The 15,219-nt window shown below is 69.2% G+C and carries 21 protein-coding genes and 1 pseudogene; 4 read left to right on the forward strand and 18 right to left on the reverse strand.

Going from position 1 to position 15,219, the window contains the following annotated elements; genetic code table 11:
• Positions 1 to 80 precede the first annotated feature (80 nt).
• Complete coding sequence (locus tag KPL78_RS06470) at positions 81 to 1,064, forward strand: hypothetical protein (protein ID WP_219762093.1); 984 nt, start codon at positions 81 to 83, stop codon at positions 1,062 to 1,064.
• Positions 1,065 to 1,300: 236 nt separating this feature from the next.
• Positions 1,301 to 1,540: a Rap1a/Tai family immunity protein gene (locus KPL78_RS30750; RefSeq protein ID WP_369412695.1), complete on the forward strand. Its 240-nt coding sequence runs from the start codon at positions 1,301 to 1,303 to the stop codon at positions 1,538 to 1,540.
• A gap of 750 nt (positions 1,541 to 2,290) precedes the next feature.
• Here KPL78_RS30750 and KPL78_RS31010 read toward each other — a convergent pair.
• From KPL78_RS31010 to KPL78_RS06560, 18 genes and pseudogenes are all read right to left on the reverse strand, one after another.
• Positions 2,291 to 3,007: pseudogene (locus KPL78_RS31010) on the reverse strand (replication initiation protein); the annotation flags it as partial.
• A gap of 796 nt (positions 3,008 to 3,803) precedes the next feature.
• On the reverse strand, positions 3,804 to 4,256 hold the full coding sequence (locus KPL78_RS06480; protein ID WP_219762095.1) for a hypothetical protein: 453 nt from the start codon (positions 4,254 to 4,256) through the stop codon (positions 3,804 to 3,806).
• Positions 4,253 to 4,951, reverse strand: coding sequence for a recombinase family protein (locus tag KPL78_RS06485; RefSeq protein ID WP_369412652.1), 699 nt, complete (start codon positions 4,949 to 4,951; stop codon positions 4,253 to 4,255). The genes KPL78_RS06480 and KPL78_RS06485 overlap by 4 nt, the downstream gene beginning before the upstream one ends.
• 111 nt (positions 4,952 to 5,062) lie before the next feature.
• A complete protein-coding gene (locus KPL78_RS06490) occupies positions 5,063 to 5,701 on the reverse strand; it encodes a hypothetical protein (protein ID WP_219762097.1) in 639 nt (212 codons plus the stop codon).
• Positions 5,702 to 6,157: 456 nt separating this feature from the next.
• A complete protein-coding gene (locus KPL78_RS06495; RefSeq protein WP_219762098.1) occupies positions 6,158 to 6,454 on the reverse strand; it encodes a hypothetical protein in 297 nt (98 codons plus the stop codon).
• 62 nt (positions 6,455 to 6,516) lie between these two features.
• Positions 6,517 to 7,068, reverse strand: coding sequence for an HD domain-containing protein (locus KPL78_RS06500; RefSeq protein WP_219762099.1), 552 nt, complete (start codon positions 7,066 to 7,068; stop codon positions 6,517 to 6,519).
• Positions 7,065 to 7,829 (reverse strand): hypothetical protein, encoded by a 765-nt coding sequence (locus KPL78_RS06505; protein ID WP_219762100.1) that lies wholly within the window; start codon positions 7,827 to 7,829, stop codon positions 7,065 to 7,067. The genes KPL78_RS06500 and KPL78_RS06505 overlap by 4 nt, the downstream gene beginning before the upstream one ends.
• Positions 7,826 to 8,206 (reverse strand): HK97 family phage prohead protease, encoded by a 381-nt coding sequence (locus KPL78_RS06510; RefSeq protein ID WP_219762101.1) that lies wholly within the window; start codon positions 8,204 to 8,206, stop codon positions 7,826 to 7,828. The genes KPL78_RS06505 and KPL78_RS06510 overlap by 4 nt, the downstream gene beginning before the upstream one ends.
• 2 nt (positions 8,207 to 8,208) lie before the next feature.
• On the reverse strand, positions 8,209 to 8,583 hold the full coding sequence (locus KPL78_RS06515) for an XkdF-like putative serine protease domain-containing protein (RefSeq protein WP_219762102.1): 375 nt from the start codon (positions 8,581 to 8,583) through the stop codon (positions 8,209 to 8,211).
• Positions 8,580 to 8,945 carry a hypothetical protein gene (locus KPL78_RS06520; RefSeq protein WP_219762103.1) on the reverse strand — a complete coding sequence of 122 codons (366 nt, stop codon included), beginning with the start codon at positions 8,943 to 8,945 and terminating at the stop codon, positions 8,580 to 8,582. Before KPL78_RS06520 ends, KPL78_RS06515 begins: the two co-directional genes overlap by 4 nt.
• Entirely contained in the window at positions 8,942 to 9,571 is a 630-nt protein-coding gene (locus KPL78_RS06525) for a hypothetical protein (RefSeq protein WP_219762104.1), read from the reverse strand. The genes KPL78_RS06520 and KPL78_RS06525 overlap by 4 nt, the downstream gene beginning before the upstream one ends.
• A gap of 473 nt (positions 9,572 to 10,044) precedes the next feature.
• Positions 10,045 to 10,506 carry a hypothetical protein gene (locus KPL78_RS06530; protein WP_219762105.1) on the reverse strand — a complete coding sequence of 154 codons (462 nt, stop codon included), beginning with the start codon at positions 10,504 to 10,506 and terminating at the stop codon, positions 10,045 to 10,047.
• Positions 10,449 to 11,033, reverse strand: a complete 585-nt coding sequence (locus KPL78_RS06535) for a hypothetical protein (RefSeq protein ID WP_219762106.1) — start codon at positions 11,031 to 11,033, stop codon at positions 10,449 to 10,451. The genes KPL78_RS06530 and KPL78_RS06535 overlap by 58 nt, the downstream gene beginning before the upstream one ends.
• Positions 11,030 to 11,263, reverse strand: coding sequence for a MerR family transcriptional regulator (locus KPL78_RS06540; RefSeq protein WP_219762107.1), 234 nt, complete (start codon positions 11,261 to 11,263; stop codon positions 11,030 to 11,032). Before KPL78_RS06540 ends, KPL78_RS06535 begins: the two co-directional genes overlap by 4 nt.
• Positions 11,260 to 11,511: a helix-turn-helix domain-containing protein gene (locus tag KPL78_RS06545; RefSeq protein WP_219762108.1), complete on the reverse strand. Its 252-nt coding sequence runs from the start codon at positions 11,509 to 11,511 to the stop codon at positions 11,260 to 11,262. The genes KPL78_RS06540 and KPL78_RS06545 overlap by 4 nt, the downstream gene beginning before the upstream one ends.
• 76 nt (positions 11,512 to 11,587) lie before the next feature.
• Positions 11,588 to 12,043 (reverse strand): hypothetical protein, encoded by a 456-nt coding sequence (locus tag KPL78_RS06550; RefSeq protein ID WP_219762109.1) that lies wholly within the window; start codon positions 12,041 to 12,043, stop codon positions 11,588 to 11,590.
• The gene (locus KPL78_RS06555) at positions 12,043 to 13,620 is read right to left on the reverse strand and encodes a tyrosine-type recombinase/integrase (RefSeq protein WP_219762110.1); all 1,578 of its coding nucleotides are present in this window, start codon (positions 13,618 to 13,620) and stop codon (positions 12,043 to 12,045) included. Before KPL78_RS06555 ends, KPL78_RS06550 begins: the two co-directional genes overlap by 1 nt.
• Before the next feature lie 104 nt (positions 13,621 to 13,724).
• The gene (locus tag KPL78_RS06560) at positions 13,725 to 13,868 is read right to left on the reverse strand and encodes a hypothetical protein (protein WP_219762111.1); all 144 of its coding nucleotides are present in this window, start codon (positions 13,866 to 13,868) and stop codon (positions 13,725 to 13,727) included.
• Between the two features lie 50 nt (positions 13,869 to 13,918).
• Between KPL78_RS06560 and KPL78_RS30760 the strand changes: the two genes are divergently transcribed.
• Entirely contained in the window at positions 13,919 to 14,041 is a 123-nt protein-coding gene (locus KPL78_RS30760) for a TetR/AcrR family transcriptional regulator (RefSeq protein WP_408904481.1), read from the forward strand.
• 4 nt (positions 14,042 to 14,045) lie between these two features.
• A complete protein-coding gene (locus KPL78_RS06570) occupies positions 14,046 to 15,203 on the forward strand; it encodes a serine hydrolase domain-containing protein (protein WP_219762113.1) in 1,158 nt (385 codons plus the stop codon).
• The last annotated feature ends 16 nt before the right edge of the window (positions 15,204 to 15,219 follow it).

Below are 15,219 nucleotides of genomic sequence, written 5' to 3' on the forward strand. Positions count from 1 at the left end.
CGCAGCATCCGGCGCGCGCTGGTCAGTCGCGGCACATCAAGCCACGCTGGCGAGGGGAGCGAGGGGAGTGTGCCGGGCAGATGGGGGATGACCAGGATCAAGCCGACTTCAAGGTCTTGCAGGACTACTTCGGCCCGATCGCGTTCACTGATGAGGGCCACCGCCGGTTCCAAGGTGACGTTCTTTTCGAGGACGTGCAGCCGCTATCAGGGGTTCGGTGCTCGCGGTTCGAACAGGCCCGGATTGAAGTCCACGGCCGGCACCTGTTTCTGCACTGCGACTTCCAAGGCGGGTTAATCCGGGGAAACCCGCGAGGCGAACTACGGAACTGCACCTTCACTAAAGTGAAGCTCTCCGCGACATTTTCGGAAGCGTTTCAATCCTGCGCTTTCGCTGGCGTCGCGTTCTCCGGGACATTTTCCAAAGGGTTTCAGAACTGCACCTTCGAGCGCTGCACGTTCGGCCATGAGACTTTCTTTCCCGAGGAAGCCCGCATGGAGAACGCAACGGGTCTCGAAACCTGCAAGGGCCTCGATCTGGTCGAGTGCCGGGCGCCTTACCTCCTGGACCGCGACCTCAAGGCTGCGAACTTGGCATGGTGGTGTTGGTGGCCATCGACCTGGGCTTGCCTGCGCGGCGTCGGATCGCTGCCGTTCTTCGGTCTATCGTATGCCGGCGTGCCGCTGCTTCTCGTGATGCTGGCCGGGATCGACTTCTACAACCGGCAGGCCACGGCGCTCGCCACAGCAAATAGCGGCCTCCCTCTGCACCGCATCGCCATTCCGATCGAAACGGTGATGCTGCTGATCTCCGGCATCGCACTGATGGGCGCCTCCACCATCTATGCGCTGGCCTGCCCGGCCAGGATCAAGGAGTTCTCGCTCCAACGCTGGACGGAAGAATTCGGCAAGCAATCGGTGAACTACCTTCCGCTGTCGTGGAGCAAGCCGTGGTGGCGATGGTCCGCGCTGGTGCTCTACGGGATAGGTGGCGCCTCGGCGCTCTATGTCCTCTCGTCCAGGCTCGTCGCGGCGGTCGGGCAACTGGCGCGTAATATGGGCTGACAGCCTCCCCGAAAGCCGTGACGATTTGGGCCCGCGGACGAGCGATGCGACTTTCGTGCTAGGTAGTCACCGGCCGCCAAGGGGAGGCAGGCATGCGTCAGAGCATACAGGCTGCGATCATGGCGCTCAGCACCGTGGCGTGCGCCGAGGGGCAGGCGCAGGTTCAGCGGCCAGTGCCCCAGCCGGAGGCGCAGGTCGCACCGACCGATGTAAACATCGGGTCCGCGAGTTTCGTCATGACAGGCTGCCGTGACTTCATCGCGCGCCGCCCTGTCAACGCGTATGCCCAGGGCCTATGCGCGGGCAAGGTCGAGACTGTGGCCAGCCTCGTGGCCTGCTTTCCTCCGGAGGCCACAGTCGGGCAGATGATCCGGGTCGTCGCGAGATACATCGACGAACGCCCCGCGCGCCTCCATGAGAACTTCATAGTGCTGGCCCGCGATGCGTTGCAGCAAGCTTGGCCCTGTCGCCGTTGACGTCCCCTGCTTTTGCGCTCGGGCGCATTCTCGGGGTGCAGCGGGGAGTATGAGCAATTCCGCGGTCGAGCCAGGGCAAGGCGGCGCGAGCGTGGCGGAGGGCGGCACCGGGCGCGGCGGTTGCCAGCCGGCGCTGGATGCCGCGGAGGGCAGCACTGTCGCGGCGGATGGCGCGCTGTGGGCCAAGGGCGCCAGCCGAGCGAAAGGTGCGCCCGTCGCGCTGGGCGCTGGGGCAAGGCGGCCGCGCCGGCTCTGCTTGATCTTCTCCCGCTCCTTGCTCCAGGGCGCGACCGACCGCGCCAGGGGTCGGGAAGTCAGCGCGGGAGGGTGCGCCGGGGGTGTGGGGGCAGAGCCCCCGCTTCGACCACGACCGGAGGCCTTTCGTTTGGTAAGAGCCGCGTCCGCCGCGCTGGGCTCCGGGCGCGTTGCGGCTCGATCGGGCACCTGCCTTATAACAGCAGACCTAACTGTGGGGTCCTGTGTGCCCCCATCGAGGATCGCCAGGGCTTCGCGCCAGTAGGGACGGACCCCGCCCTCGGTCATGCCCACCCGGTCCGCCACGGCCGGCTGGGTGATCTTCTCACCGGCCGCCCGCATGGCCCGCATGGCGGCGAGGATCGCGGCCAGGGTGCCGCCCCGCTTCTTCGCTGCGGTCGCATAGGCGCTGTCCGACTGACGCGCCTTGAGTTCCTCCGGGGAAAGCCGCGGCCGGCGCGCCAGCGGTGCGAAAGGCGCCAGCAGGTCCGCTAGTTCATCGAGGGAGTAGAGCCGCGAGGTCAGGACGCCGGCTTCAAGCCGGGGGCAGGTGGGGTTCTTGAACCTCATGTCATTCGGCGAGCGCGCCGGATCGGCGTCGAGGAAGCCGAAGGCGGCGGTCAGCAGCCGTTGGACGTAGCGATACTTCCGCTGGGGCTTTGCCCGGCCGCTGGGGGCGAAGTTCACCGGGTCTTTGAGGATATAGATCAGGTCTGGTGCGTGCAGCCCCCGCGCATCGCCATGGCCGACGGAGACGTTCGGCATCGGCACGCCGGAAGCGCGGATCATCGCCTCAACTTGCGCGGTGCCGGCAGCGAGGGTGTGCTGCGACGAGACGACCAGGACGCCGCGCATTTCCGGCGTGCCCTCGACCATCTCCATGTTCAGCGCCTCGGCCTTGCTGCCGGGGATGAAAAGCCGGTCCGGCTGATGCCCGGCGCGCAGCCGCGAACCGCGCGAGGTCCGGGCGACGAGCAGCCGCATGACGGGGTGCAGGTCCGAGATGAAGCCCAGATAGGTGATGGCTTCTCGGAGCCATTCCGGGTTGCCCAGCACGGTCCCGGCCGGGAAATAGAAGCCATGCGTCAAGCCGTGATGCACGCGGCGCCGGCTGTCCGCGGTCTGCATCGCATGCCGCCCCGCCGCACGCGACTGCGCGGACAGGCGACGATGGGCCAGCAGAGCGTCGGCGCCGTCCGGATCGGCGCGCATGGCGGAGAAGTAGCCGGGCGCGTCCGGGGAGAGGTCCGGCCGCCGGCGCTGGAAGCGGCCTTCCGCGGCTTCCAGTTCGCGCCAAAGCCTATCTCGGCGCGCGGCATCCCTTTCCCGCTGCCGCCGCTTCTTGGCGCGCCTCCGCTGAGAGACGGCCGCATAGTCCGCTGTCCCCGGGGGAAGCGGAGCGGCCGACGCGAGAAGGTGAAGGGCGACCACGGGCCTAGCCCGTCCGCCCCTCCCATCGCTGGGGTCGGATCAGGATCGCCGGCGTGATGCGCTGCGCGAGGTCAGGGCGGGGAGCCATCGGGAACCGTTCCCGGGCCTCTGCCTACCGGATGACGCCTGGAAGACTTCCGCTGCACCCAAATTCAGAGTGCTTGCGTTGGTTCCTTGGCGCTGTATCATCCATGTAGGCTTCGTGCCCGATATTACGCGATATCCGCCCCGTCCCTGCTTCGAACCAGGGGCGGGGCTTCGCGCTTTTGGCGCTCGGCTCCCGCGATACGGGTGATCACTGGCCCAACGTCACCGCGACGCCGGGATGATCCATGGATGCCGCCAGGGTGCCAGAACCTCTCACGGGTGGGCAAGCGCGCCTCCTAAGTCTTTGGCTTTGCTGAGGGGCACCCAGTAAGCATCCGTCGCGCCTGACGGGAGTTATCCACAGAAAAATGTTGCTTGGGCGGTCAGCCGTCCCACATGGTGCGCCGGGCACCATCCCACCCCCGGCGCCCCTGACACCGAGGCCCCGTCCTGCTTCCGGTAGGGCGGGGCTTCGCATTTCGAGGGCAGGCTACAGCACGGCCCGGCGGATCGCCGCCATGTGCCGCGTGGCCGTGGTCTTCGACACGCCAGCTTCCACGGCGATGGCGGCAGCGGTCATGGCCTCACCCGCCCGCCGGACGCGGCGCGCCGCCTGGATCAGCGAAACCGCCGTTTCCGTGCTCGTGAGGCGGGCCTTGGCGCGCCGGCCCTCGACCATGGCGGCGACGTGCTCCGCCCGGGTCAGCCGGCGCCGGCCGCCGGGCAACCGTGCCGTGGCCTTCGCCATCGACGTGCTGGTCCAGTGCCCGCCGCGAGGGGCGCGCAGGCCTTCCGCGTTGGCGACGCGGGCGAGGCTGGCGCAGTCCTCGATGCCGATTTTCTGGCACTCCGCGATGAACCGGGCGAGGCGCGCGGCCCGGTCCTCCGCTTGCTTGATCCGGGCAGCACGGGCAGCGGCGAGCCGGTCGGCGGGCGAGGTCATGGCGAGGGTTCCTTGCTGGCAGGGGCCGGCGCTGCGGCCGGGCGGGAAAGGGCTTGGCGAAGCGTCTCCGGGCCATGGGGCCGCCCATCTGTCCGGACGTGTCCGGCCTTCGCCAGAGCGGCGGCGATATCCCGGAGGGACCGGCGCTGCCCCGTGACGGGGTTTCTGCGCCGGAGGCGGCGGGCCAGGGCCAGGGCTTCGCCGGTCAGGATCGGCTTGCGGCCTTCCACGCGCCGGCCGGCCTGGGCAGACAGGCGATCCCGAGCACCGCGCAGCTTGGCGACGAGCCGGGCCTTCTCAAATTCCGCGAACACGCCGGCCATCTGCCGCATGGCGACCCGGCCAGGATCATCGCTGTTGGTCAGGTCATCCCCGTTGGCGGCCAGGACCCTCACGCCTCGGCGCTGCATCAGCAGCAACCCGAGTTCCTGCACCACGACGCCGCGGGCGAGGCGCGAGGGGTCCTCGACCAGCACCACGCGGACCCCGTTGCCCTCGATGCGGTCCAGCATGGCGGCGAAGCCCGGCCGGTTCTCCAAGGGGTCCGCGCCGGACACGGCGGCGTCGTAGAACTCCGCCACCACATCGAGGCCGGCGCGGTCCGCATAGGCCCGGATGGCGACCCGCTGACGCTCCGCGCTGTCGCCCTCTACGTTCGTCGCGCTGCTGGTCCGGAGGTAGGCGAGGGCCTTCACCCTCTCACCTCTTTTCCGCGTTCCGGCCATGGCTTCTTTCCTGCTCTACCGCAGGAAACTCTGGGGCGACAGCGCACATCTTGTCCACATTTCCGGAGAAAACCGGACAACCTACTGCGGCGGCGCGCCGGTCATGGGCGCCAGCACACGGCGCTGCTCGTCTCGGTAGACATCCTCGGTGATGAGCCCGCGACTGCGAAGGCGTCGCAGTTCTGCTAAGCGCTCGTCGCGATCGTTGGCTGTTGCAGCGACGGGAGCGGGCGGAGCGGCAGGGGCCGCCGTTCCGATAGGCGGAGCCGCCGAGACGATTGCGACACTGAAGGCGCCGCCCTGCTCGACATTTGCAGCCGCATCGAGCGCGGTCCCGACATAGCCGAGCATCATCGCCGGCGCGAACAGGGCACCCCGCGGCGAGACCTCGATCTCGTATCGTCCGCCGGACACTGTCGGAAGCCTTGTCACCCAGCGGCCAGGAACCCCAGGCCCGGAAATGACCACCGTCGTGGTTCCAGCAGGAACCTCCGCCGAGGTTCGCTCCCCACGCCAAAGCGAGCCGGCGCGCTGGTCGTTGATCAGCACCTGAGCCGAGACACCGAGGTACAGCATGGAACTCGTGCGTGCGACGGTGATCCTCGCCATCCCAGCCGGGATCGCCGCATCGGTTGGTGGGACCGGTAGAGTGCGCTCGCCGCCCGACGCGCAAGCAGCAGCCAGGATCGCGACAAATAGAAGGGCAGCGCCACGCTTCATCGTTTCCTCCGACGAAGCCGATACCAGCCGCCTTACCTGACCTTTGCAACAGTCGCTCAGGCGCGTGATGTGACGCGGGCGTGGGGAGCAGCAATTGAAGGCAAGGAAAGCCGCTCAGTCGGCGGGTGCGCCGAGAGGCGGAATTGCAGGGCTGGACGCCGGCGGCCCCCTGGCGAGGGCGTGGCGGGCCTTCTCGTCGCGCCTGGGACGACAGGGGCACCCAGGACCCCGGGGTGCCAGTAGAGCGCCCATCCCGTGCTCCTGTCTGGCCGGAAGCCCTTGGGTTCCGCCGTGTTGCGGCAGACGCAGGGAGGGACCGGAGGACGTGTCCGGACATGGCGGAGGGGGCGCTTCCCCGGGGCGTGTGACCCCTTGCGGCGGGGTCTGTGCCGGCGATGTGCCGGGGAACGACCCGCCGGGCCGCGCTTTCCGCGGCTGCCGTGCCCATGGTGTGCCCTATCGCCTGGAGGCGATGGAGGCGATGGAGGCGAACAGGCGGTCCACGGTCGCCCATACGGGTTCCCCCGGAAGGGCATGCCGGCGCACGAACTCCCGGGCGGCATCCGTCACGTTCAGCAGCCGGCGCGGTGCCTTGGGGTTCCAGGTCCGCAGCGTCGCGAGGGCGAGGCGGACATGCTCCGGGTCTTCCCCGACCAGGGCGGCGAGGTCCGCAAGGGCGAGGTCGGGATGCTGCCGGCGCATCTGCCGCACGCGCTCCGCCTTCTTCAGCGAGAAGGGGATGCCCGGGCGCAAGCGCCGGCTCCGGGGGTTCGGCCGCTTCACGTCCCCGGTCGGCGGTTCGCTCCGGTATTCGGTCATCCCAGGACCCCCCAGCGGGTGGCGATCTCGCGGTTGAGCGCACCGCCGCGGCCGCGCTCCCAGGCCGCCGCCAGCATCGGCGGCGCCTTCGCGGCCTCGGTCGAGAGCAGGGCCGGATGCGGGCGGACGTTTAACCGGGCCAATTCCAGGCGGTCCGCGTCCCACATGCAGGCGATGGTGGGGTCCGCCGACACGCCGCCCTTCTCGTGGCCGGCGCAGGCCTCCATCAGCAGGGCGAGGCGGGCGGAGCCGATCCGCAGCAGGCCCCGGCGGGACAGATCCTTGCAGAAGGCCGCGGCGCGCTCCCCGTGCTGGCCGTCATCCCCTTCGGACAGCCGGCGCGCGTCGTGCAGGAGGGCGAAGACCTCGATCAGCGCCGCATCTGCACCGGGCGTGAGGGCGGCCAGGGCGGCGCCGTTCTCTGCCACGCGGAGCCAGTGGCCCGGCCCATGGACGCCGCCCGGCGGAAGCCGGTATTCCCGCAGCACCGCCCGGACAAGCGCCGGGGTGAACAGGGGTAGGGACGCCATGAGGGCCGGCGCGTTCATCGTGCGGCCCTCCGCATCATCGCCTTCGCCGTCGCCGTGAAGCGGCGCGCGGCCGGGCTGAAGCCATGCAGGCCGGCAGCGACTTCCTCCGCGAAGGTCCGAATTTTCTCCAGGTTCCGATCCGCGGCGTCGGCCATGGCCTCCATCGGCATCTCCACGACCTCCCAAGCCTCGGGGGCGGCATCGAGGATCACTTCGTTGCAGCCCATGTCATCGGAACTGAAGATGACCTGTTCCCGGCGGGCCTCGGCCCGGAGAACGACGCACGGGTCCCCCCATCCCTCGCGCCGCTTCTGGAAGGCGTGATGCGCGGCCGTGTCCGGGTCCGTGGTCCACGACATGCCGAGCGCCGCCTTCTCCGCCGGGACGCCGCAGCTTCCCCGATAGATCGGGAAGGCCTCGGGCATGTCGTCGGGCACGGGATATGCCGCCCCAATGAAGAGGGCCCGGAGGCCGCCGGCGTCCGGGATGGCGCGCAGCAAGGCCGCGTGCTGGCTGAGCCAGAGTTCCTCGATCGCGTCCTGGATGACCTCCCGCGACACGTCCGGCATGCGGCGCAGGGCCAGCAGCATCGGCACGCGCAGGTGCGGCGCCAGCAGCCGCATGGCCTCATCCCCGCCGGACTGCCCGGCCGAGGTCAGGAAGCGGCGGACCAGGGCGGCCGCCGGCAAGGCCATGGCGTGCTTGCGCTCCGCCCGCTCCATCGCCCGGCGTTGCTGCCGGGAGACGGGCGGCGCGGACGCGGCCTCGGTCGCGCTCACGCCGTCGCCGCCAGGGTGGCGCGGTGCAGGGCGAGCCCGCCCGGGTGCGCGAGGGCCAGATGCGTTGCCGTCGCCGGCGGGACGCTGCCGGGCACGACGAAGGACTTCACCAGTTCCTGGAATTGGCTCTGCCAGTAGCTCCGCGGCATCGTTGCCCCGGCCTTCGCGAGCCGGATGGCCTCGGCGACCTCGCCCGTGGGCTCATAGGCCTTGGCGAGGGCCACCACATGCTGGACAGGGTCCCCGCCCTTGGCGATGCCGATCTGCGCGCCGGGCACCGCCGGAACGCCGACAACCGAAATCTCGCGGACGTTGAGGGAGGACAGCCGGCGCGATCCGCCGGAGGCCTTCTCGAACATGGAGGCGAAGGTGTTCATGGTCAGGTTCTCACTCCCGATCCGCCGATGGAAAGGCCTGCCCCTGCCGCAACGGCAGCGCGGACGGCGGGCCACGCTTCGGGGGCGAACTCCAGGCCGACGAGCCAGAGGCCGTTGCCGGTTGGCAGGGTGAAGCCGAGGGCGGCCGCGATTTCCCGGGTCATGGGAAAACTCGCGATCACCTGCCCGCGGTCCACGCCGTCATGCTGCATGCGCGCGGCGATGCCGGCGCGCATCGAGCGCACGGCGGCTTCCTCCAATTCGACCTCATCGATCAGGTCGCCCTGGGTATCGACCACGCCCGCCACCAACGCGACGCCATACAGCCTGCGCTTGTCCTCGCTGGCCTTCAGGATGGTTCCCTGTGCGGCGGTCATGCTGCGACCTCCGGGAGCCCGGCGCGCCGGCTCCGCGTTCCTCGGGTGGTGCTGGGGGCCGGCGGCGAGACCGGCAGGAAGGACAGCGCAAGCGCGTCCGCCGCGACCATCGACCGGGCGTGCCGCTGCGACATGCATTCCAAGCGGAGCAGCGGGGCGATGCCGTGGCGATAGGCAGCCAGCGTCACTTCCCGCTTCGAAGGCAGGGGCGCCGCGGAATAGCCGAGATCGCGCAGTTCCCGCGCCGCCTTCTCCCGCCGCTTCAGGGCGAGCCGGAGGGCGACGAAAGCCCGATCCACGCGATCCGCTGCCTTCAGCAGTTCGGCGCCCTTGACGGCCTGCTCGGCGGTCCAGGCACTCATGCCGCGTCCTCCGCGGCAAGGTCCGCCACGTCCCGACCCGACCGGAGCGCAAGCAACTCCGCATCGCCTATCGCCAGAGGCGCAGCGTGCCGGGTCAGGCTCCGCTCGATGCCGAGGAAGGTTTCCAGGCCATGATGGCAGGCTGCCCGCTGCACCCCGGCAGGCAGCAGCAGGCGGGATTGGGGAAAGTCGAGGTTGTAGAGTTCCCTGGCAGCCTTCTTCCGCGCTTCTAGGGCGACGCGAAGGGCGGCGAAGGCCACATCGGCCTTTGCGGAGGCCTCGACCACGCGCCGGCAGGTTGCCGTGATCCGGCTCTGCCGATCCGCCTCGGCCGCCAAGGCTTCCTGCTTGGCCGCCGCGTCGCGGGACTGCGTTGCCTGCTCCAGGCTCATGCTCAGCATGTCCTCGGCGGCGATCAGTTCGGCGGTCTTGCTGTTGAGCCCCGCCAGTTCCTCGGTCGCCGCGGCGTCCCCGTCCGTCACCTTGAGCGCAATGGCCCGGCGCCGGTCCGACAGGGCGGCGAGGCCGGCCTTCGTCTCCGCCTGTCGCCGTTGCAGGTCCGCCAGCCGCGCATCCCACTCCGCCACGGTGAGGCCCGGATCATCCTTCGCCCTGGGCTTCGCCATCCCCTCGCGCTCCAACTATGTGCGAGGCATACAATAGTCATGTGGTAATGGAGTTTCCATTACCTGGCCGATTATGTGGCCCTTCCCGCGTCATGGAGCGCCACATGTGACGCCTACTCCGTGCCCTATACTGTCGAAGTTCACACTTTTACGGAGTAGAAGGCGACCCTGTAGATGATGCAGGAGAGGGTGAGCCCTGAGCATCGCCGGGAATACGGCATGGAGGGCCTACGCCGGCGCCCGACGCGGCGAGGCGGGGCAGGGCAGCGCCAGCCGCCCCTGGGAAAAGGGCAGTCTCCACCGGCCGGACGGGCAGCATGGCATCGCATCGGTTCGGTTCCTCCGTCCGGCGCCCTATCCACTCCGGGAAACGGCGGTTTTCTGTGCGCTTCGGGCCGATCCGATGAGCCGCGATCCAGCCATCCCCCACAGCCGTCCCCACACGGCCAGCTTTCCATGAGGGCGTGGTCCGGTCAGGCGTTCCCTAGCGGCACAGCATTCCGAAGTGCCTCTTGGTTGGCCTCAGCCTCTATGCGGTCCAGCCGATCCTCCGCGTCGTGCAGGATCGCCAGGGCGCGCGGATGGGCCCGGTTTACGAACCGATCCGTCAGCGCCAGGGCATCCGGCGGCGGAAGAACCGCGCCCGCCGTTAGGCGGATGGCATCGCCGGCGAAGCAGATGCCTTCATCGCACAGGCCGTCCCGGTCATAGAGCTTCGCTATCGCCAGCAACAGTTCATCCGTCAGGTCCGTGTCGGAGAGAACGTCGCAGAGCGCCGCGGCGAAAGCCCGCCGAACCCGTTGCCGCTTCGCCGCCGGCCGGACGCGCCGCGCTTCCTTCGCAAGCGCCTTGGATGAGGCCTTGGGCATTGATGCGCTCATGCCCAGCCTTCCTTGGCGCGGTGAGCCGCGAACACCTCCGGCATCCACCACCATCGGGGGCGTCGATCGTCGATCAAGTCGCGGGCCGCGCAAAGCAGTTGGGGCCAGTGTGATCCGGTGCCCGGCCTCAGTATTTTCGCGACGCGAAGGCAGGCCCTTTCGGCCCGACGCCAATCCGCGTCAGTGCCTACGGCCGGCGCGCGGAAGCCTATCCCTTGCCAATCCGTGGCGGACATGCAGGCCAGTTCCTCCAGCGAGAGCCGCCAGAAGTCATCATCATCGAAACCGTATTCCTCAAGGCAACCGCGCGCCTTCCACGCTTCCTCAGCAACCATGCCAGCCACGCCGATCATCGCCTTGTGGATGGTCGAGGGGCGCGGGGACGGCCAGTGATCGATGAAGGCGTGCCCGCCCCATGTCTTTTCATCGTGAGGATCGAAATCCCCTTCGCGCTGCCAGATTGAGGCGGAGCAGAGCCGCGCGCCCAGCGCCATTCCGACAACGGCGTGTCCGGCTTCATGGATGGCCGACATGCGGCGATCCCGCGCCAGTATTTGGCCTAGGCTCATGGGCGCGTTCATGCCCCGCCTCCCGTCACATGCGACGCGAGAAAGGCGTCAAGGCCCGCCCGGTCGATGAGCCGGCGCTTGCCGACCTTCGCGGAGCGGACCCGACCGGAGACGACGAGTTCAAACATCAGGGTCCGGCCGAGGCCGGAATAGGTCACGGCGTTCGCGACGGTGAGCCATGCAGGCTGGACCGTGACACCCGCGACGCGCGGCGCGCGCGATTGATCGTTGGCAGTCATCAAGACGCGCTCCGAACCGGGGGTAGCGAAGCGAGGAAGGCGCGCAGGCTGTCCATCAGGACCAGGACGCGCGGGCCGGCTTTCACGGCCTGAAGGCGACCATCGCAGATGGCTTCAAGGACTGTGACGCGGCCGAGGCCGGTGATGCGGACCGCCTCCATTACCGTCACGGCGAGCGTGGGTGCGGCAGGCGGGTCGGTGTCGTCATGCACCGCGACACGCGGCAGGTTGCGGGCTGAAGGGTTCGGCATGGGGGCCTCCGGTTGCGAGGCCCGACTATCTAGCGGGGTGGGTGGTCCGCCTGCCGATGCTCCCGGACCACTTTCTTCAGGCGCCAGCCGTCACCGCGCGCAGAACCATCGCCCGCGTCCAACCGTGCCGCCGTCGCAGGATGCTGGCACGGGAACGCGCCGACAGAGTGGGCGACAGGGCCACCCAGGCTTCGCGTATCGCCACATCGCGGGCGGCCGCTCTGTCCGTTCGCGCGGTCGCGCTTGCCGATCCGGCCACCGTGGCAACGTCGCGCCGGTCGATGGCGGCGAAGGCAGCCTCGGCAACATCGTCCCCCTGGCGCTCCAACCCATCCGCCAGCCGCATCGCGAGGCCGACGAAGGCTTCGGGCGTGAGGCCGCCGGCGAGGATGCGGGCGACCTCGCATGCGGCGCGGTGGGTGCGAGGGCCGGGCCGCGTCGCGGCGAGGTGCCGCTCCATCAGCGCCCGTGTCTCCGCCGGCAGAGCCGCCAGAAGCGCGTCCAGTTCATCGGGTGGGAGCGTGTCCGGCATCAGGACGCATCTCGCGCACGGATCAGCGGAACGACCTGGGCCGGCGGCGCGTCGATGAAGGCTGCCCAATCTCGCATCAGCACGGCGCGCTGCTCGACCAGATCGGCGCGGCGATAAGCCCGCTCCACCGCGCTGCCGACTGAGTGCGCCAAAGCGAGTTCGGCCGCGACGTGATCCTTTCCGGTCAGCGCGCACCAATCCCGGAAGGCGCTGCGAAAGCCATGCGGCACGGCGACATGGCCCTGTTCATCGCGCCAACCCGGGCCGCCGCCCTTCCGGTCGCCAGCGTCCAGGTCGCGCAGGATTTTCAACAGCGTCATGTCGGACAACGGCCGACCCTGCCGCTGCCCGGGGAACACCAGCGCGGCCGGATCAGGCTTGCTGCCATCGCCGGGCAATTGATCGATCAGGATGGCGAGAGCAGGAGCAGACAGCGGGACGCGGTGTTCCTTCGCGACCTTCATCCGTGCCGCCGGGATGACCCACAGCCGGCGGTCCAGGTCGATTTCGCCCCAAGTCGCGCCGCGGACCTCGCCGGATCGGGCGGCGGTCAGTATGGCAAACTCCAAAGCCCTGGCGGCAGCGCCGTCCCGGTCGCGTAGCAGAGCCATGAAGTCATGCATGCGGGCGAGGGGCAGGGCAGGGTGGTTCCGCACCACACGCGCCGCGCCGGGCCGCGACAGCAGCGGCTTCAAGCGCCGGGGCGTCGCCGGGTTCTCCCCGGAGCGCCAGCCCGCGGCGATGGCGAACTCCAACACGTTGTCGAGCCAGCCCCGCAGTTTCTTCGCGGCGACCGGCTTGGTGTTCCAGATCGGCGCCAGCACAGCCCGCACGTCCTCAATGGTTACGTCTTTCGCGGGTATGCGAAGCAGGCGCCGGGCGTGCAGCTTCATCGAAGCCTCGACCATCGGCTTCGTCTTGGCCGACCGCCACGCCGGGCTATGCGCCTCGATCCAGGCGGCGAGGGCGTCCGCCATGCTGCGCGGCGCCTCAGCCTCTCTCCGCGCCCGCTTTTCGGCCAGCGGGTCGCGACCGTCCCGCGCAGCCTCCTTGTTGACCTTCGCTGCCTCCCTGGCGGCGCTCAGTCGGATTTCAGGATACGGGCCAAGCCCCAGGTCGCGCTGCCTGCCGAGGATGCGAAGCCGCTGCCCCCAAGAGCGCGATCCGTCCGGCCTGACGAAGAAGAACAGCCCCGTGCCCCGATCATCGAAATGCCTACCCGGTGGCAGTCCCGGCAGCGCCCTGTCGTGAAGTGCCATCTCTTTCCCGTCCCTACGCCCGTCCCCACAGCGGAGCCGGTTTCGGCCGGTCCACGGCGGTCCGGTCCGGACGGAATGTGCGGCGGAAACCGAGGAAATACCAGCGTTTTCCCGGCTGTAGCGATTTGCCGCGAACGGCTGGTTCGATACGCTCAGGGCGCGCCACGTTCTGCCCATTGCCGCCATTCTTGCGCCAGCGCCGCATCGTCGGCGCTCAAGGAAATCCAGTGTCTTCAGCGTCGTAGAGGCGGCGGCGCGTGATCGCGAGAACGTTCGAACCCTTGCCGGTCGCGAGGACCTTCCGAAAAGGGCGATCATCCGGTGCTGCGCGTTGGTGACGCGCGGCAAACGACGCGCGGCTCGTCATGACCCTGCTCCGGCAGGGCGCTTTCCCGGCCAGGGCTCATCCGTTCCTCTCGAATTCAACCCGAATGCCGCGCCGCCATGTAGTGCCCTGGCGAACTGCCGAGCGCCTTGCAAAACATCGGCATGAGACTCGGGATGCTCTTGTAGCCGAGATCGGCCGCGACCTGCTGGATCGATGCGCCGCCTGCGAGCCATGTCACGGCCAAGATCACGCTGAACAGCTGGCGCCAGCGTCCGAAGTGACCTGTCCCTGGTTGCCGGCTTCCAGATGATGCGGCAGGCAATCGGCCTGGAGGCATTGGCCGATGCCGATCCAGAGGCGCTGGCGGAACGGCTCGCCCCGCTTTTTGAGAGACTTGTGAAAGGACGCTGAGGATATGACCGCCCCGCTCGCCGAGCCTCGCCTCCATCTGCCGGCGGGCGAGGATTTCCTCCTTCTTCCGCCCACCCAGCAGCCCGTCGCCTATGCTCATGTCGGGTCCATCTTCGCGACGCGCACCATCCATCGCGGCGCCCGGCCGCGCCCGCTGCTGCGTGGCCCGGAGATCGCGCCGCGCTACCGGCGCGGGAATGCGGTGCTAGGCCTCGAGGATTTCCTCCGCCGCAGCCAGGTCGCCGGACTCATCGTGCTGCAGGACGGTGTCATCCGGCTCGAACGCTATGGCCTCGGCCTGACCGAGACGACGCGCTGGACCACCATGTCCACGGTGAAGTCGCTGACCGCCACGCTGGTCGGCGTGGCGCTTGCCGAAGGGCGCATCGGCAGCCTGGAGGAGACCGTCTCCGCCCATCTGCCGGCCCTGCGCGGCTCGGCCTATGACGCGGTGACCATCCGCCACCTGATGACCATGTCCTCCGGCGTGCGCTGGTCGGAGGACTACACGGACCGCCAATCCGAGGTGAACCGCTACAGCAAATCGATCGGCGACAAGGTGCCGGGCGGCGTGCTGGCCCTGATGCGCTCCCTGCCGCCCGAGGCCCCGCCCGGCAGCCGCTTCGCCTATTGCACCGGGGACACCTATGTCCTCGGCTGCCTGGTCAGCGCGGTGATGGGGGAGGGGCTGGCGGCGACCATGTCGCGCGCCATCTGGGGCCCGGCCGGGATGGAGGCCGACGCCTTCTACACTCTGGAATCCGAGGACGGGCAGGAGATCGGCGGCAGCCGCGCCGGCATCGTGCTGCGCGACTTCGCCCGCTTCGGTCAGTTCATCCTGGAGGACGGCATCGCCGGCGATCGCCGCATCCTGCCCGAAGGCTGGGTGGCCCAGGCAGGGACGCGTCATTTCGCGCTCGATCCCGCGACCACCAGCTATGGCGCGGATGGCTATGGCTATTCCTGGTGGATCGATCCGGACGGCGCGATGGTCGCCGTGGGATTCGCGGGGCAGAGCCTCTATGTGAACCGCGCGACCGGGACGGTGATCGTGACGCTGTCCTGCTGGCCGCAGCCACCCTTCGCGGCCGCGTATGGCATGGATTTCCCGGCCGAGCGCCGCGCCTTCCATGCCGGAGTGCGGGATGTCCTGCTAGGCTGACCGCCATCGTCCGTCG

Source organism: Roseomonas alba, from assembly GCF_019430885.1.
In the GTDB taxonomy this organism is placed as follows: Bacteria; Pseudomonadota; Alphaproteobacteria; order Acetobacterales; family Acetobacteraceae; genus Neoroseomonas; species Neoroseomonas alba.

Excerpts from the sequence above, each read along its gene's own strand:
- KPL78_RS06525 (WP_219762104.1), bottom strand. The coding sequence starts at position 9,571 with ATGGCGAAGCCCAGGGCGAAGGATGATCCGGGCCTCACCGTGGCGGAG.
- KPL78_RS06515 (WP_219762102.1), bottom strand. The coding sequence starts at position 8,583 with ATGACCGCCGCACAGGGAACCATCCTGAAGGCCAGCGAGGACAAGCGC.
- KPL78_RS06555 (WP_219762110.1), bottom strand. The coding sequence starts at position 13,620 with ATGATCGCCCTTTTCGGAAGGTCCTCGCGACCGGCAAGGGTTCGAACG.
- KPL78_RS06500 (WP_219762099.1), bottom strand. The coding sequence starts at position 7,068 with ATGAACGCGCCGGCCCTCATGGCGTCCCTACCCCTGTTCACCCCGGCG.
- KPL78_RS06570 (WP_219762113.1), top strand. The coding sequence starts at position 14,046 with ATGACCGCCCCGCTCGCCGAGCCTCGCCTCCATCTGCCGGCGGGCGAG.
- KPL78_RS06470 (WP_219762093.1), top strand. The coding sequence starts at position 81 with ATGGGGGATGACCAGGATCAAGCCGACTTCAAGGTCTTGCAGGACTAC.
- KPL78_RS06535 (WP_219762106.1), bottom strand. The coding sequence starts at position 11,033 with ATGAACGCGCCCATGAGCCTAGGCCAAATACTGGCGCGGGATCGCCGC.
- KPL78_RS06520 (WP_219762103.1), bottom strand. The coding sequence starts at position 8,945 with ATGAGTGCCTGGACCGCCGAGCAGGCCGTCAAGGGCGCCGAACTGCTG.
- KPL78_RS30750 (WP_369412695.1), top strand. The coding sequence starts at position 1,301 with ATGACAGGCTGCCGTGACTTCATCGCGCGCCGCCCTGTCAACGCGTAT.
- KPL78_RS06490 (WP_219762097.1), bottom strand. The coding sequence starts at position 5,701 with ATGAAGCGTGGCGCTGCCCTTCTATTTGTCGCGATCCTGGCTGCTGCT.
- KPL78_RS06480 (WP_219762095.1), bottom strand. The coding sequence starts at position 4,256 with ATGACCTCGCCCGCCGACCGGCTCGCCGCTGCCCGTGCTGCCCGGATC.
- KPL78_RS06530 (WP_219762105.1), bottom strand. The coding sequence starts at position 10,506 with ATGGTGGTGGATGCCGGAGGTGTTCGCGGCTCACCGCGCCAAGGAAGG.
- KPL78_RS06510 (WP_219762101.1), bottom strand. The coding sequence starts at position 8,206 with ATGAACACCTTCGCCTCCATGTTCGAGAAGGCCTCCGGCGGATCGCGC.
- KPL78_RS06550 (WP_219762109.1), bottom strand. The coding sequence starts at position 12,043 with ATGCCGGACACGCTCCCACCCGATGAACTGGACGCGCTTCTGGCGGCT.
- KPL78_RS06545 (WP_219762108.1), bottom strand. The coding sequence starts at position 11,511 with ATGCCGAACCCTTCAGCCCGCAACCTGCCGCGTGTCGCGGTGCATGAC.